The organism is Mycobacterium sp. ITM-2016-00318 (assembly GCF_002968285.2).
Lineage (GTDB): Bacteria > Actinomycetota > Actinomycetes > Mycobacteriales > Mycobacteriaceae > Mycobacterium.
Genome location: NZ_CP134400.1, coordinates 3,619,198 through 3,633,472, shown reverse-complemented (window position 1 = coordinate 3,633,472; position 14,275 = coordinate 3,619,198). Strand labels below are relative to the sequence as shown.

Below are 14,275 nucleotides of genomic sequence, written 5' to 3'. Positions count from 1 at the left end.
CCGCCGTCAGTGACCCTAGGAGGCGGTATGGCAGGGTCCATCCAGGCACCCTCGACGTCGATCGGTGATGTCGAGTTGGAGCCGATTGCGCTGGTCGCCCCCGACGGGATGCCGACCACCGAGACCCGGTATCGCCGAGAGCATCCCCCCGAGACGCTGAACTGGCTCTACGAGCTGATGGCGGTGACCCGCGCACTCGACGCGGAGTTCGTCAACCTGCAGCGGCAAGGTGAGCTCGCGCTGTTTGCCTCCTGCCGCGGCCAAGAGGCGGCACAGATCGGCTCGGCGGCGTGCCTGCGCAAAACCGACTGGTTGTTCCCGCAGTACCGCGAGATCGGCGCGTTCCTGCTGCGCGGCATCACGCCGGCACAGATGGGCGCGGTCTGGCGGGGTCGGTGGCACGGCGGACTCGGCTTCACCGACAGGTGCGTCGCTCCGATCGCGATTCCGATCGGCACGCACGGCTTGCACGCGGTCGGCGCGGCGATGGCCGCACAACGCCTCGGCGAGGATTCCGTGACGGTCGCCTACATCGGCGACGGTGCGACGAGCGAAGGCGACACGCACGAAGCGCTCAACTTGGCTGCGGTGTACAAGGCGCCGTGCGTGTTCTTCGTGCAGAACAACCAGTGGGCGATCTCCGTGCCGGTCAACCGTCAGCAGGCCGGCCCGTCGATCGCGCACCGGGCGATCGGCTACGGCATGCCCGGCATCCGCGTCGACGGCAACGATGTGCTGGCCTGTTATGCGGTGATGGCCGAGGCCGCCCAACGTGCCCGTAGGGGCGACGGTCCGACCCTGATCGAGGCCGTCACCTATCGGATGGGGCCGCACACCACCTCCGACGACCCGACCAGGTATCAGCCGCGAGAGGAGGTCGAGCTGTGGGCCGCGCGGGACCCGATTGCCCGCTACCGCAACTACTTACAGACCATCGACGCGTGGACCGAGCGGCTGCACCACCGCGTGGAGGCGCGGGCGGCGCGGCTGTGCACGGAATTGCGCGACGCAACTGTCAACACGCCCGACATGGACATCGGCGACCTGTTCGACACGGTCTACGCGGAGATCACCCCGACGCTGCAGGCCCAGCGGGACCAGCTGATGGCCGAGTTGGCGAAGGAGGCGTGACATGACTCAAATCGTCGAGCGGCCCGCCGGATACGGCGACGACGCACACGAACCGCCACTCTTCACCCCGGTGCATGTAGCCACCACCTTGACGATGGTGCAGGCGATCAACCGGGCACTGCACGACGCGATGGCGCACGACGACCGCGTCCTGGTCTTCGGCGAGGACGTCGCGAAACTCGGCGGAGTCTTCCGGGTGACCGAAGGGTTGTCCGAAACCTTCGGCGACGGAAGGTGTTTCGACACCCCGCTGGCGGAGTCAGCGATCATCGGCATCGCGGTCGGGTTTGCGATCCGGGGTTTCGTCCCGGTGCCGGAGATCCAGTTCGACGGGTTCTCCTATCCGGCGTTCGACCAGATCGTCAGTCATGTGGCGAAGTACCGGGTGCGCACCCACGGTGACGTCGACATGCCCGTCACGATCCGGATCCCGTCGTTCGGCGGGATCGGCGCGGTCGAGCACCATTCCGAATCCACCGAGACGTATTGGGCGCACACCGCGGGGTTGAAAGTCGTGGTGCCGTCGACACCGTCGGACGCCTACTGGCTGCTGCGTCACTCGATCGCCGACCGCGATCCGGTCGTGTTCCTCGAGCCGAAGCGGCGGTACTGGGCGCGCGAGGACGTCGACACCACCGTGCCAGGCTTGCCGATCGGGCGCGCTGCGGTGCGTCGTACCGGCGACGACGTCACCGTGCTCGCCTACGGGGGGCTGGTTCAAACCGCGCTCGCAGCGGCCGACTTGGCGGCCGACCACTACGGCTGGCACCTCGAGGTGGTCGACCTGCGGTCGCTCAACCCGCTCGACTTCGACACCATCGCGACATCGGTGCGCAAAACCGGCCGGGCCGTGGTGATCCACGAGGGCGCTCGCACACTCGGCTTCGGCGCCGAGTTGGCGGCCAGGATCTCCGAGGAGCTGTTCTACGACCTGGAGGCTCCGGTGTTGCGTGCCACTGGATTCGACACCCCGTACCCGCCGGCCCGACTCGAAAAGCTGTGGCTGCCCGGCGTCGACCGACTGCTCGACTGCGTCGAGAAGGCGATGCAGTCATGAACACCCGCGAGTTCCTGGTTCCCGATCTCGGGGAGGGCCTCGAGGACGCGACGATCACGAGTTGGAGCGTGGCCGTCGGCGACGACGTCGCACTCAACCAGGTGCTGTGCACGGTCGAAACGAACAAGGCCGAGGTGGAGATCCCCAGCCCGTTCGCCGGCCGCATCGTCGAACTCGGCGGTGCGGACGGTGAGACGCTGGCCGTCGGCGCGGTGCTGGTGCGGATCGCGACCGATGCGCCTGCGCCTGCGGGTCAGGCCGATCAGCGTCCCAAGCGCAAGCCGGTGCTGGTCGGCTACGGCACGGACGACGAGATGGATTCCAGTAGGCGCGCGCCGCTGCCCGACGGCACACGTCCACGAGCCAAGCCCCCGGTGCGGAAGCTCGCCACCGACCTGCACGTCGACCTGGCCGCGCTGGCACCCGGTTCCGGCCCCGACGGAATCGTCACCCGCGACGACGTGCTGTCCGTGACAGGACATCAGGACCAGGCGTCAGACGACGTCGGGGTCACCGGCCTGAAAGCCACAATGGCACAGCGAATGACGTTGTCGCGAAGCACGATTCCCGATGCGCACGCCAGCGTCCACATCGACTGCTCGGCCCTGCTGGCGGTGCGCGACCGGCTGCGTGAAGAAGTCGGCGACGACGGACCGTCGATCACGGCGTTTGTGCTGACGCTTCGGCTGCTGACGATCGCGCTGACGCATCACCAGATGTTCAACGCGACGTGGGTGGACACCGCGGGCGGTCCGCACATTCACGTACATTCCGCTGTGCACCTCGGTATCGGGGTTGCCGCGCCGCGCGGGCTGCTGGTGCCCGTGGTCAAGGATGCCCAGGACAAGTCGACCCGTGAATTGGCGATGACGGTGGCTCGGCTGGTCGAGGAATCGCGCGCGGGCACCGTGAAACCCGCGCAGCTGCAAGGGTCAACCTTCACGGTGTCGAACTTCGGCGCACTCGGACTGGACGAGGGAGTGCCCGTCATCAATTACCCCGAAGCCGCCATCCTGGGCGTCGGGTCGTTGAAGCCGCGGGCGGTCGTGGTCGACGGAGCTGTGGTGGCCAGGCCGACGATGACGGTGACGTGTGCGTTCGACCATCGGATCGCCGACGGCGCACAGGTCGCCGCGTTCCTCGGCGAGTTGAAGCGGCTGATCGAGTCTCCGGAGTTGGCGCTGCTGGACAGCTGAGGCGCCGCGTATACGTCGTTGAGACTGTGCTGAGGGCGGAGTCTTCGGGCATTCCTCGCCGCCAGCGCAGTCTCAACGCGCTATTTGCGCTTGGCGGCTGCCAGCCGTTCGGCGAACTCCGGCGAAAGAATCGATGTGGCCTGAGGTTTCAGTTCGGTGTCCACAGCGATGCTGTGCTGATCGCGATCGATCGAGCCGGGGTTGGCGGTTGCCCGCATGGACGCCTTCGTCGCCAGAACGACCTCGCGCGGCGCGCCTGCGGGCCCCGCGGCCAGCTCCTTGGCGGCGGCGACGGGATCGTCGGCGACGTCGAGCGCGAGCCCGTATCGAACCGCCGCCTCGGCGTCGAAGCGCATGCCGAACAGCAGCGACGCCCGTGCGGCCTGCACGCCGACCGCGCGCTGCAGCATCCACGTCGCACCGCCACCGGGGTGAATGCCGAGCTTCTGGAACCGCGGATCGAACAGCGCCGCCGGACCGGCGATTCGCACATCGGCGGCGAGCGCCAAATTCAGCCCCGCGCCGACGGCCGCGCCGTTGACGGCCGCGATCGTCGGAAGCGCACAATTGGCGACCGCGAGGAAGCCGTCGTAGATGGTCCGCAGTCCGTCCTCGGTCGCGTCGCCGAGCGCGGTCAGGTCGGCGCCTGCGCAGAACGCCTTGCCCGCCCCCGTGACGATGAGCGCGTGCACGTCGGTGTTCGCTTCGGCGGCGTCGACGGCCGCGCGCAGTCCGGCGGAGATCTCGGCGGTGACGGCGTTGCGGCGCTCGGGATCGTTGACGGTGATGAGCGCGATGTGGTTCTCGACCTGGACAAGGACGCGATCGGACATCGCTTCAGGCTAGTGACCGTCTACAGCGTGGCTTGGACGGGACCCAGGAGTTGGCAGTTGTCGGCGGGCAGCGTCGGAACGATGATGCCGCAGCCGCGTCCCCGCGACACGTACGTGGCACCGGGCGTGTAGGGCTCGAAGTACGCCTGTGCGGTGTCGATGCCCTGAATGCACGAGCCGCCCGGCTGGCCGAGAAGCTCCACGCACGCCACGCTCTGATATGGGCTGGCCGCGATTCCGCAGACCGTCGACGTCACCGTCGCGGTCACCTTGCTGACGCCACCGACCTGCACCACCTGGGGCGGTGAGATCGAAAACCCACACGGCGACGGCGGCCAGGGCTCCGCCTGCGCAGCGCTTGCGCCGACGACGCTCGCCGACGCCAGGGTCAACGTCGCAGACAGTGCCATGACAAGCCGAATCATGTCTAAATCGTAGATCCGCCGTCGGCCCACCGGAGGAGATACCGGTAATAAAGCGTGCGCCGCAGTACTCCGGTTCGGAATCGGACACGTCACCGACTGTGCACAGCGCCTCAGGCTCACTTCCGATGTGGGATCCAGTGCAGATCGCGCAGTGGGTGGCAGTCGTCAACGCGCGCACTAGCGTGAAGGTGTGCGAGATCTTCCGCCGGTCGACAACCACGTCCACACGCGCTGGTCCTGGGACACCGCCTCGAGTTCGTCGATGCAGTTGGCGTGCGCGCGTGCGGTGGAACTTGGTCTCCCGGGCCTGGCGTTCACCGAACACGTCGACTTCACCGACTGGACGCTGGAGGGCCCGGACAAGCACGACGAGGAAGTCGCTCGGCCCGCGCGCGTCGGTGATCGCCCGCGCGTAGCGCCGTTCGACGCGCAGGGCTACCTCGCCGACCTCGCGCGGTGCCGCGACGAATTCCCTGGCCTGCACATTCTTTCCGGCATTGAGGCCGGCGAACCACATCTGTTTCGCGCCGGTGTGGCGTCCGTTCTGTCGGTGGGGGAGTTCGAGCGCGTACTGGGCAGCCTGCACGGGATCGTTGTCGACGGCACCCTGACCGGAATCAACCGAGCGCTGTTCAGCCACGTCGATCCCCACGAGGTGATGCGCCGGTACTTCACCGAACTCCTGGTTCTCGTCGACGGCTCATCGGTGTTCAACGTGCTGGCCCATTGCGACTACGCGCGGCGCTATTGGCCTGCCGAGCGGGTGGGCGCCTACGACGAGGCCGAATTCGAAGAGGAGTACCGGGCGGTGTTTCGCGTGCTGGCGTCCTCGGGGCGCGCCCTTGAGATCAACACGCGCAGCCCGATGGCGTCGGTGGCCCAGGTGCGGTGGTGGTGGGAAGAAGGCGGTGACGCGGTGTCCTTCGGGAGCGACGCGCATACGCCGTTCCGGGTCGGGGAGCACTTCGAGGTCGCAGTCGACGTCGCGGAAGCCGCCGGCTTCAGAGCGGGACGGGACCGGTTCGACTTGTGGCGGCGCTGACGTGCTGCCAAGAACCCGTCCGCGGTGGCGGCGTGTGGTTGCGCGTCATTGTGGGTGGTTCGCGAGATAGTCCCGCACTGGCACAGGGGTATCCGAGCCATACCCGATGGGCAGCAGAAGATCACCTTCGCCCGTTTTCAGGTAGACCTCCCAGCGGTAGAAGCCGGTGAATGCCGCGGGATCGGCGGCGAGCACCGCCGCGTAGTCGTTGACGGCCCGCACGTATTGCGACGAGTTGTTGTAGCGGTAGATCGCTCCGTCGCGATCGGCGGAGAAGTTGTTGGCGGCGAGGTAGCGGCCCGCCGCCATGATGCTGTCGCGGGGGGAGTAGATGTCGCTTCCGTCGCCGTAGGCGGCGAAGGTCGACGGCAGGAACTGCATCGGCCCCTGCGCGCCTGCGCTGCTCGGGCCGACGACGCTACCGAGTCGGGTCTCGATCAGGTTGATCGCGGCGAGGTAATTCCAGCCGACACCCGATGCAGCCTCGGCTTCGCGGTAGTGGGCGAGTAGTTCCTCCGCCGGAGCCGGCGCGGCGATGCGCCATGCCGGGATGGTGTCCCTGACTTCTGCCATCGCGGTGAGTTGGCGACGGGCGTCGACGTTGAGGTCGTAGATCTGGACGAGCTCGGCTGGGATCCGCGGACGGGTGACCGAGTCCCACTCGGGGTGGTACCCGATGGCGCGGTAGGCCGCCTGCTGACGACGCGCCGCTTCCCGCAGCGCCGCTTCCGGCGTCGACGGATCGCGCAGGGCTTGTTCGTCGGCGACGAGGTCGTCGGCCAGTTGTGCCGGATCCGCCGCGAGTCGCGGTTGTGCACCGGCGGGCGCCGTTTCGTCGTCCAGCGGGGCGACGGTGGGTGGAGGGGCGACGGAGCGCTCGTCGGGGCGGCGGTCGGGGGTGCTGTCGGTGCGGGCGGTGCGTCGTGACTGCAGGCGACGACGAAGACGAGCGCAGCAAGCGCCGCGCTGATCCGTACGCGACTGGTCATCATGTGGCTCCAATTGCCTGCGGGTATCGACGGCCAGCCTAAAGGCTCCGATCGATGAATTCCCGATGCGTCCGCGGTCTATCTGGTCAACGACGATAACGGTCAGGAGGATGAACCGATGGGAACCACGTCCTCCCGCGGAGCGCATCTGCCGATCAATGGGCTGAACATCTACCACGAGGTGTACGGCGATCTCGGCACACCGAAGCCGCCACTGCTGCTGATTCCTGGCGCGTTCATGGCCGTCGACTCGATGAGAGCGTGGGCCGAGGCTTTCGCCCGCGATCGGGCCGTCATCATGTTCGACCAGCAAGGACATGGCCGCACGCCGGATACGACGCGGGCGATGTCATACGAGCAGTTCGGTGACGACGCGGCGGAGTTGTTGCGCGCGTTGGGTGTTGAGCGCGCGGATGTCATGGGCTACTCGCAGGGCGGCGGGGTCGCGTTGCAACTGGCGATCCGTCACCCGTCGCTGGTGAACCACCTGGTCGCCATGTCGGCCACCTTCCGCAAGGACGGGTGGTATCCGGTAGTGCCCGCGGCGATCGGCGGGCTGACCGCCGAGGCGTTCGCCGGGACACCGGTGGAGACGGTCTTCATGGCACACACGCCGGACGCCAAAGCATATGAGGCGTACCTCGAAAAGATGAAGGCTCTGAACGCCGACGACCAGAACATCACCGAGGACGAAATGCGATCGATTTCTGCGAAGACGATGGTCATCGTGGGGGACGCCGACGGCGTGACACTCGAGCACGCGCTGGCGATGTTCAAGCTGCGTGGTGGTGGCGATGAGCAAGCGGCGGAATCGGGGGTGCTGCAGGACGCTCCGGCGGCGCGCCTCGTGGTGCTGCCCGCGATGTCGCATGTCGGTATTTCCGGAGAGTCCGACTTGCTGGTGCCGATGGTGAGTGCTTTTCTCGACGACGTGCCGCCACGGACACCGGACCTCTTCTAGCAGGTGACACAAGCCAATGGGCGCCTCGGACAGGATCAAGGCCGATGACGCGGGCGGGCACCTGATCGCCTTCGGCCGCATGGATGGCGCCGAGATCGCCGGGCCGGTGCTGGCGATCGACAAGGCCTACGCCGCGACCGCCAACAGCACCTCGACTGCTGAACTCGCTGCGCTAGCGGCACCCGGCGGCGAACGATTCGGGTTGCACGCCAACGGAAACGGCCGGTTCATCATCTTTGGTGGCGGTGTACCCGTCGTCGTCGACGACACGGTGATCGGCAGGGTCGGGGTGAGCGGCGCGGCCGTCAGTGACGACTGCGCCTGCGCGCACGCCGCGATGGCTGCCTTCACGTCCTGAACGACCTTCTGCCGCCGATCTCGATCCGGTGTGGCAGCAGCGAACAGCAAGCGAGGCACGGGGATGCCGATGGCATGCCCCGCGCCTCGCTCGCGGATGTTCTGCGAATACAGCTAGAACCAGACTTTGCGCCCACCGACCGGGCGGCCGACCGCGCCCAGGATCCACAGCACGATGCCGATCACGATGAGTATCGCGCCGATCGTGTACAGGATCGAGAGGCTGGTGAAGTAGCCGATCAACAAGAGGATGATGCCGAGCACAATCATGGGCGGTCCTATTCAAGTGTTGGGACGGGAACTGCCCGAACAGAATTGCCATTTCCGTTAAAACCCAAACCTTTGCGGGGTCGCGGCCCTCCCCGCGGCAAACACCACGCATCGCTCGGTGTCCCATCGGCCGTCGGCGCCCCCGGCAGGACTCGAACCTGCGGCCAACCGCTTAGAAGGCGGTTGCTCTATCCACTGAGCTACGGGGGCAGCGCACCCACCCTAGCGAATTGCCCGTCGGTGGTCGTGGTGGCTCATAAGACCGGCGTTTGCCGCCGCGGGCGGTCTGTGCGGGCGTTTTGTGCGGGCTGCACAGTTGCCCCGCAGGAGCAGTCGTGTCCGCGGTTGACCCTTCGGCCAGCGCTTCGACTGAGCCACCAAAGGCACGTCACAGCGAGTTACCGCGGACTAGCGTGGGTACAGCACTGTCCGAGGCGATGGGAGGAGCAGCGACGATGGCAGAGTGGCCGCAACTGTGAGCGACATGCCTGAACTGGATGCGGCCGGGCTACCGGAGGAACTCAGTCCCGTCGACCAGATCCTGCACCGCGGGGAAGCCAACCCGCGTACCCGCTCGGGGATCATGACGCTGGAAGTCCTCGACACCACGCCGGACTGGGAACGGCTCCGGACCCGGTTCGAGCGCGCCTCGCGCAAGGTTCTGCGGCTGCGCCAGAAGGTGGTGATGCCGACGCTGCCCACGGTTGCGCCGCGCTGGGTCATCGATCCGGATTTCAACCTCGACTTCCACGTCCGTCGGGTGCGCGTCGCCGAGCCTGGCACGCTGCGCGAGGTGCTCGACCTCGCCGAGGTCGCACTGCAGTCTCCGCTCGACATCTCCCGTCCGCTGTGGACCGCCACACTTGTCGAGGGTCTCGCCGGTGGCCGCGCTGCGCTGATGGTGCACCTGAGCCACGCGGTCACCGACGGCGTCGGCGGGGTCGAGATGTTCGCCAACCTCTACGACCTCGAGCGCGATCCACCACCCGAAGCGGATCCGCCGATGCCGATACCGCAGGACCTGTCGCCGAACGACCTTATGCGGCAGGGGTTCAATCGCCTGCCCGGCGCCATCGCCGGCGGGGTCGGCAGGGCGATCTACGGTGCGGCGCAGGCGGTGGGAAGCGTCATCCGGGATCCTGTCTCGTCGCTCGGCGGCGCGGTCGAGTATGCGATATCGGGTGCACGCGTCGTCGGGCTGGCCGCCGAACCGTCGCCGGTGCTGCGCCGACGCAGCCTGTCGTCGCGCACCGATGCGATCGACATCGAGTTCGGCGATCTGCACCGTGCCGCGAAAGCGGCGGGCGGATCGATCAACGATGCCTACCTCGCCGGTCTGTGCGGCGCGCTGCGGCTGTACCACGAATACATGGGCGTCCCCGTGGACACCCTGCCGATGGCGATCCCGGTCAACATGCGGTCCGACAACGATCCCGCGGGTGGAAACCGTTTCGCCGGAGTCAATCTCGCCGCGCCGATCGGTGTCGTCGATCCCGAGAAGCGGATCAGGAGCATTCGCTCGCAGATGACACGCAAGCGTGACGAGCGCGCCGTGAACATGGTGGGTGCCATCGCACCGTTGATCAGCCTGCTCCCCGACACCGTGCTGGAAGGCATGGCAGGCTCCTTCGTCAACTCCGACGTGCAGGCCAGCAACGTACCGGTCTATGCGGGCGATACGTTCATCGCCGGTGCGAAGATCCTGCGGCAGTACGGGCTCGGCCCGCTGCCCGGAGTGGCGATGATGGTCGTGCTGGTCTCGCGGGCCGGGTATATCACCGTCTCGGCGCGCTACGACCGCGCCGCGGTCACCGACGGCGACTACTTCGCCAGGTGTCTGCAAGCCGGATTCGACGAAGTGCTGGCCCTCGGCGGCGAAGGCCGGTCGATTCCAGCGTCGTTCACGCCGGACCCCGAAGAACCGAAACCGCCGTCACCGAACGGGAGTAGTGCCCTATGACCGCAGGAGAGGGCCAGACGAGACGACGCGCCAACCCGCGGACCATGCGGTTACCGGGGTCGGTTGCCGAGATCAAGGGAAGCCCCGCAGGCCCACGGATCGGCGCCTTCTTCGACCTCGACGGCACACTGGTGGCTGGGTTCACCGGAGTCATCATGACGCGGGATCGGTTGCGCCGCCGCCAGATGGGCGTCGGCGAGTTCATCGGCATGGTGCAGGCCGGCCTCAACCATCAGCTCGGCCGGTCGGAGTTCGAGGACCTGATCGGCAAGGGTGCCCGCATGATGCGAGGCAGCTCGCTCGGCGACATCGACGAACTCGCCGAGCGGCTTTTCGTGCAGCAGGTTATCGGCCGCATCTACCCCGAGATGCGCGACCTGGTGCGCGCTCATATGGAACGCGGCCACACCGTCGTGCTCAGCTCCTCGGCACTGACGGTGCAGGTCGAGCCGGTGGCCCGGTTCCTCGGCATCAAGAACGTGCTGAGCAACAAGTTCCAAGTCGATGAGAATGGTTGTCTCACAGGCGAAGTGAAGACTCCGATCATCTGGGGGCCGGGCAAGGCGAGGGCCGTGCAGGCCTTCGCCGCGGAAAACAACGTCGACCTGTCGAAGAGCTACTTCTACGCTGACGGCGACGAGGACGTCGCATTGATGTATCTGGTGGGCAACCCTCGGCCGACGAATCCCGCCGGCAAGATGGCGGCCGTTGCGGCCAAACGTGGTTGGCCCGTACTGCGGTTCAGCAGTCGCAGCGGGAGCAATCCCGTATCCCAACTGCGGACCGTTGCCGGTGTCGCTTCGATGGTGCCCATCGCTGCAGGCGCCGTCGGCCTCGGCCTGCTGACGCGTAACAGGCGCACCGGCGTCAACTTCTTCACGTCGGTGTTCGGGCGGGCGCTGCTGACCACCACCGGCGTCAGCATCAACCTGCTGGGCAAGGAGAACCTGAACAAGCAGCGGCCCGCGGTGTTCATCTTCAATCACCGCAATCAGGTCGACCCCATCATCGCGGGTCGGCTGGTCGAGACGAACTTCACCTCGGTGGGCAAGAAGGAGCTGGAGAACGACCCGATCGTCGGAACGATGGGCAAGATGATGGACGCGGCCTTCATCGACAGGGACAACCCCAAGGCCGCGGTGGAAAGCCTGAAGAAGATCGAGGAGCTCGCCAAGAAGGGTCTGTCCATCCTCATCGCACCGGAGGGCACCCGACTCGACACCACCGAGGTGGGCCCCTTCAAGAAGGGGCCTTTCCGCATCGCGATGTCGGCGGGAATACCGATCGTGCCCATGGTCATCCGCAACGCCGAGGTCATCTCCGCACGCGACTCGACGACCTTCAACCCCGGCACCGTCGACGTCGTCGTCTACCCGCCCATCTCGACGGACGACTGGACCGTCGAGAATCTATCCGACAAGATCGCGGAGGTCCGCGAGCTGTACCTGGACACGTTGAAAGATTGGCCGCACGAATCGGTTCCGAAGATCGGGCCGTATGCGCGCGGCAGAAGCGCCGCGAAGAAGGCACCGGCGAAGGCGGCGAGGAAAGCGGCGCCGTCGAAGAAGTCGGCCGCCAAGGCTCCCGCCAAGAAGGCTCCGACGAATTCAGCGGTAAAGGCGCCCGTCAAGACGGCGGGGGCGAAGAAGACACCGGCCAAGAAGACCCCGGCCAAGAAGTCGCCGGCCAAGAAGGGACGGTCGTGACCGCCGCCGATCCGATGGTCAGCTTCTCGACCACGGACGACGCGCTGGTGCTGGCTTCGGTGTCGTCGCCTGCGGAGCGGGAGTTGTTGAGCGACTGGCTGCAGCAGCAGCGCCGAGAACATCCCGAATCCAATGTCGCGGTTCTCGAACTGCCGGAAGGCGATCCACCGCCGGGCGTGCTCGCGCGGCTGGTTCAGGAACTCGAAGCCGACGAGGACCGGACCGTCGTCCCGGTGCGCGTCTTCTGGGTGCCGGGCGGCCTGCCGACCCGCTCGAAGGTCGTCGCCCTGATCTCCGGGCGCGACACCTACCGCCCGCCGGAGATCCTGCAACGGCGCATCCTCAAGCGGGACCCGTCGCGTGCGCGCGTGGTGGCCGGTGAGCCGGCGAAGGTTTCCGAACTCCGTCAGCAGTGGAACGAGAACACCACCGCCGAAAACCCCCGCGATTTGGCGCATTTCGTGCTTAGGCGCGCGAGCCTGGCCATCGAGCGCGTCGAACTCCGACTGCTCGGACCGGAATACAAGTCGCCCAAGCTGATGGGACCAGAGATACTGGCGTCCGCTCAGTTCCGGGCGGGCCTGGAGAAGATCCCCGGGGCGACGCTGGGGAAGGCGAGCGAGATGCTCGACGAACTCTCCACCGGATGGAGCCGGTTCTCCGTTGACCTCATCCCGTCGCTGGGCCGCGCGATCTTCAGCCGCGGCTTCGATCCGAGCATCGACTATGACCGTGCCGAGATAGAGAACATGCGGCACGCGCTGGAGACCCACCCCGCGGTGCTGCTGTTCTCTCACCGGTCCTACCTCGACGGCGTGATAGTGCCGGTGGCGATGCAGGAGAACCGGCTTCCGCCCGTACACACCTTTGCAGGCATCAATCTGTCGTTCGGATTTATGGGGCCGCTGATGCGGCGCTCCGGCGTCATATTCCTGCGGCGCAAGCTCGACGATCCGCTGTACAAATACGTGCTGCGGCAGTTTGTCGGCTACATCGTCCAGAAGCGGTTCAACCTCAGCTGGTCGATCGAGGGCACCCGGTCGCGGACCGGAAAGATGTTGCCGCCCAAGCTGGGTCTGATGAGCTACGTCGCCGATGCCTACCTCGAGGGCCGCAGCGACGACATTCTTCTGCAGCCGGTGTCGATCAGCTTCGACCAGTTGCACGAGACGGCCGAATACGCGGCGTACGCACGGGGTGGCGAGAAGACACCCGAAGGGCTGTCCTGGCTGTACAAGTACATCAAGGCGCAGGGTGAGCGCAGCTACGGAAAGATCTACGTCCGTTTTCCCGAAGCCGTGTCCATGCGCGAATACCTGGGTGAGCCAGGCGGCCCGGTCACACAGGACGAATCAGCAAAGCGCCTTGCCATGCAGAAGATGGCGATCGAGGTGTCGTGGCGGATCCTTCGCGCCACGCCGGTCAACGCGACGGGGTTGGTGTCCGCCCTGCTGCTGACCACCCGCGGCGCCGCGCTGACGCTCGACCAACTGCACCACACGCTGCAGGATTCGCTGGATTACCTCGAGCGCAAGCAGACTCCGGTCACCAACAGCGTGCTGCGGCTGCGCACTGCCGACGGTGTGCGCGCCGCCCTGGATGCCCTGTCCAACGGTCACCCGGTGACGTGTGTCGACAGCGGACGCGAGCCGGTCTGGCGGATCGCGCCCGAGCAGGAGCACGAGGCGGCGTTCTACCGCAACACGGTGATCGATGCGTTCATGGAGACCGCGATCGTCGACATGGCGCTGGTTCACGCGGGACGCGCTGAGGGAGATCGCCTTGAGGCGTTCTGGAGTCGCGCGATGCGGCTGCGGGATCTTTTGAAGTTCGATTTCTACTTCGCGGACTCGACGGCGTTCCGCGAACATCTCGCGGAGGAGATGGCCTGGCACGACGACTGGGAGGCGCACGTCGCCGCGGGTGGGGACGAGCTGTACGCGATGTTGCGCGTCAAGCGGCCGCTGATCGCGCAGGCCGTGCTGCGCCCCTACTTCGAGGCCTACGAGATCGTCGCCGACGTGCTGCGTGAGTTGCCGGCCGAGATCGACGAGAAGGAACTGACGAAGCGGGCGCTCGGCGTCGGCAACCAGTACGTCGCGCAGGGCCGTGTCCGCAGCACCGAGGCGGTGTCGGCGCTGCTGTTCGCGACGGCGCGTCAGGTGGTCGCCGACCAGCACCTGCTCGAGCCCGCCGCCGATCTGGTCGAACGCCGGACGGTGTTCCGCGACGAACTCCTCGGGATCCTCGCCGATATGGACAAGGTCGAGCAGATCTCCCGCGAACAGTTCGTCGCACGCGAAACGAAGCGGCGTGCACTGCGTGAGGCATCCGAGTAGCGCGACGTC

Annotated in this window: 12 protein-coding genes, 1 tRNA gene and 1 pseudogene; 9 read left to right on the top strand and 5 right to left on the bottom strand. The window is 66.7% G+C overall.

Features of this window, described 5'->3' with window-relative positions; all coding sequences use genetic code 11:
* Nucleotides 1-27 precede the first annotated feature (27 nt).
* Genes pdhA through C6A82_RS17710 form a run of 3 tightly spaced genes read left to right on the top strand, consistent with a single transcriptional unit; the run spans nt 28 to nt 3,384 of the window.
* The gene (gene pdhA, locus C6A82_RS17720) at nt 28-1,131 is read left to right on the top strand and encodes a pyruvate dehydrogenase (acetyl-transferring) E1 component subunit alpha (protein WP_105342628.1); all 1,104 of its coding nucleotides are present in this window, start codon (nt 28-30) and stop codon (nt 1,129-1,131) included.
* 1 nt (nt 1,132) lies between these two features.
* A complete protein-coding gene (locus C6A82_RS17715) occupies nt 1,133-2,188 on the top strand; it encodes an alpha-ketoacid dehydrogenase subunit beta (RefSeq protein ID WP_105342622.1) in 1,056 nt (351 codons plus the stop codon).
* Nucleotides 2,185-3,384 (top strand): dihydrolipoamide acetyltransferase family protein, encoded by a 1,200-nt coding sequence (locus tag C6A82_RS17710; RefSeq protein ID WP_105342620.1) that lies wholly within the window; start codon nt 2,185-2,187, stop codon nt 3,382-3,384. The genes C6A82_RS17715 and C6A82_RS17710 overlap by 4 nt, the downstream gene beginning before the upstream one ends.
* Before the next feature lie 80 nt (nt 3,385-3,464).
* Here C6A82_RS17710 and C6A82_RS17705 read toward each other — a convergent pair whose 3' ends face one another.
* Both C6A82_RS17705 and C6A82_RS17700 read right to left on the bottom strand, forming a co-directional pair.
* The gene (locus C6A82_RS17705) at nt 3,465-4,217 is read right to left on the bottom strand and encodes an enoyl-CoA hydratase (protein WP_105342619.1); all 753 of its coding nucleotides are present in this window, start codon (nt 4,215-4,217) and stop codon (nt 3,465-3,467) included.
* A 20-nt stretch (nt 4,218-4,237) separates the two neighbouring features.
* On the bottom strand, nt 4,238-4,642 hold the full coding sequence (locus tag C6A82_RS17700; protein ID WP_105342617.1) for a hypothetical protein: 405 nt from the start codon (nt 4,640-4,642) through the stop codon (nt 4,238-4,240).
* Between the two features lie 190 nt (nt 4,643-4,832).
* Here C6A82_RS17700 and C6A82_RS17695 point away from each other — a divergent pair, with 190 nt between their 5' ends.
* On the top strand, nt 4,833-5,684 hold the full coding sequence (locus C6A82_RS17695) for a PHP domain-containing protein (RefSeq protein WP_105342616.1): 852 nt from the start codon (nt 4,833-4,835) through the stop codon (nt 5,682-5,684).
* A 45-nt stretch (nt 5,685-5,729) separates the two neighbouring features.
* On the opposite strand, the pseudogene C6A82_RS17690 reads toward C6A82_RS17695, so the two are convergent.
* Nucleotides 5,730-6,676: pseudogene (locus C6A82_RS17690) on the bottom strand (transglycosylase SLT domain-containing protein).
* A gap of 115 nt (nt 6,677-6,791) precedes the next feature.
* On the opposite strand from C6A82_RS17690, the gene C6A82_RS17685 reads away from it, so the two are divergent.
* Both C6A82_RS17685 and C6A82_RS17680 read left to right on the top strand, forming a co-directional pair.
* Nucleotides 6,792-7,634, top strand: coding sequence for an alpha/beta fold hydrolase (locus C6A82_RS17685; RefSeq protein WP_105344675.1), 843 nt, complete (start codon nt 6,792-6,794; stop codon nt 7,632-7,634).
* 16 nt (nt 7,635-7,650) lie between these two features.
* Nucleotides 7,651-7,992: a heme-binding protein gene (locus tag C6A82_RS17680; RefSeq protein ID WP_105344673.1), complete on the top strand. Its 342-nt coding sequence runs from the start codon at nt 7,651-7,653 to the stop codon at nt 7,990-7,992.
* A 113-nt stretch (nt 7,993-8,105) separates the two neighbouring features.
* Here the strand turns inward: C6A82_RS17680 and C6A82_RS17675 are convergent, their stop codons facing one another.
* Both C6A82_RS17675 and C6A82_RS17670 read right to left on the bottom strand, forming a co-directional pair.
* Nucleotides 8,106-8,261 (bottom strand): hypothetical protein, encoded by a 156-nt coding sequence (locus C6A82_RS17675; protein WP_105344672.1) that lies wholly within the window; start codon nt 8,259-8,261, stop codon nt 8,106-8,108.
* 137 nt (nt 8,262-8,398) lie between these two features.
* Nucleotides 8,399-8,471: transfer RNA gene (locus tag C6A82_RS17670), tRNA-Arg, on the bottom strand.
* 274 nt (nt 8,472-8,745) lie between these two features.
* Between C6A82_RS17670 and C6A82_RS17665 the strand changes: the two genes are divergently transcribed.
* Genes C6A82_RS17665 through C6A82_RS17655 form a run of 3 tightly spaced genes read left to right on the top strand, consistent with a single transcriptional unit; the run spans nt 8,746 to nt 14,266 of the window.
* A complete protein-coding gene (locus tag C6A82_RS17665) occupies nt 8,746-10,221 on the top strand; it encodes a wax ester/triacylglycerol synthase family O-acyltransferase (RefSeq protein ID WP_396836255.1) in 1,476 nt (491 codons plus the stop codon).
* On the top strand, nt 10,218-11,927 hold the full coding sequence (locus tag C6A82_RS17660; RefSeq protein WP_105344668.1) for an HAD-IB family hydrolase: 1,710 nt from the start codon (nt 10,218-10,220) through the stop codon (nt 11,925-11,927). Before C6A82_RS17665 ends, C6A82_RS17660 begins: the two co-directional genes overlap by 4 nt.
* Nucleotides 11,928-11,941: 14 nt before the next feature.
* Nucleotides 11,942-14,266, top strand: coding sequence for a glycerol-3-phosphate 1-O-acyltransferase (locus C6A82_RS17655; protein WP_105344680.1), 2,325 nt, complete (start codon nt 11,942-11,944; stop codon nt 14,264-14,266).
* Nucleotides 14,267-14,275: the final 9 nt, after the last annotated feature.

Bases quoted from the DNA above. Each gene is read 5' to 3' on its own strand.
- pdhA (WP_105342628.1), top strand. From the start codon at position 28: ATGGCAGGGTCCATCCAGGCACCCTCGACGTCGATCGGTGATGTCGAG.
- C6A82_RS17705 (WP_105342619.1), bottom strand. From the start codon at position 4,217: ATGTCCGATCGCGTCCTTGTCCAGGTCGAGAACCACATCGCGCTCATC.
- C6A82_RS17655 (WP_105344680.1), top strand. From the start codon at position 11,942: ATGGTCAGCTTCTCGACCACGGACGACGCGCTGGTGCTGGCTTCGGTG.
- C6A82_RS17700 (WP_105342617.1), bottom strand. From the start codon at position 4,642: ATGATTCGGCTTGTCATGGCACTGTCTGCGACGTTGACCCTGGCGTCG.
- C6A82_RS17660 (WP_105344668.1), top strand. From the start codon at position 10,218: ATGACCGCAGGAGAGGGCCAGACGAGACGACGCGCCAACCCGCGGACC.
- C6A82_RS17675 (WP_105344672.1), bottom strand. From the start codon at position 8,261: ATGATTGTGCTCGGCATCATCCTCTTGTTGATCGGCTACTTCACCAGC.
- C6A82_RS17665 (WP_396836255.1), top strand. From the start codon at position 8,746: ATGCCTGAACTGGATGCGGCCGGGCTACCGGAGGAACTCAGTCCCGTC.
- C6A82_RS17715 (WP_105342622.1), top strand. From the start codon at position 1,133: ATGACTCAAATCGTCGAGCGGCCCGCCGGATACGGCGACGACGCACAC.
- C6A82_RS17680 (WP_105344673.1), top strand. From the start codon at position 7,651: ATGGGCGCCTCGGACAGGATCAAGGCCGATGACGCGGGCGGGCACCTG.
- C6A82_RS17710 (WP_105342620.1), top strand. From the start codon at position 2,185: ATGAACACCCGCGAGTTCCTGGTTCCCGATCTCGGGGAGGGCCTCGAG.
- C6A82_RS17685 (WP_105344675.1), top strand. From the start codon at position 6,792: ATGGGAACCACGTCCTCCCGCGGAGCGCATCTGCCGATCAATGGGCTG.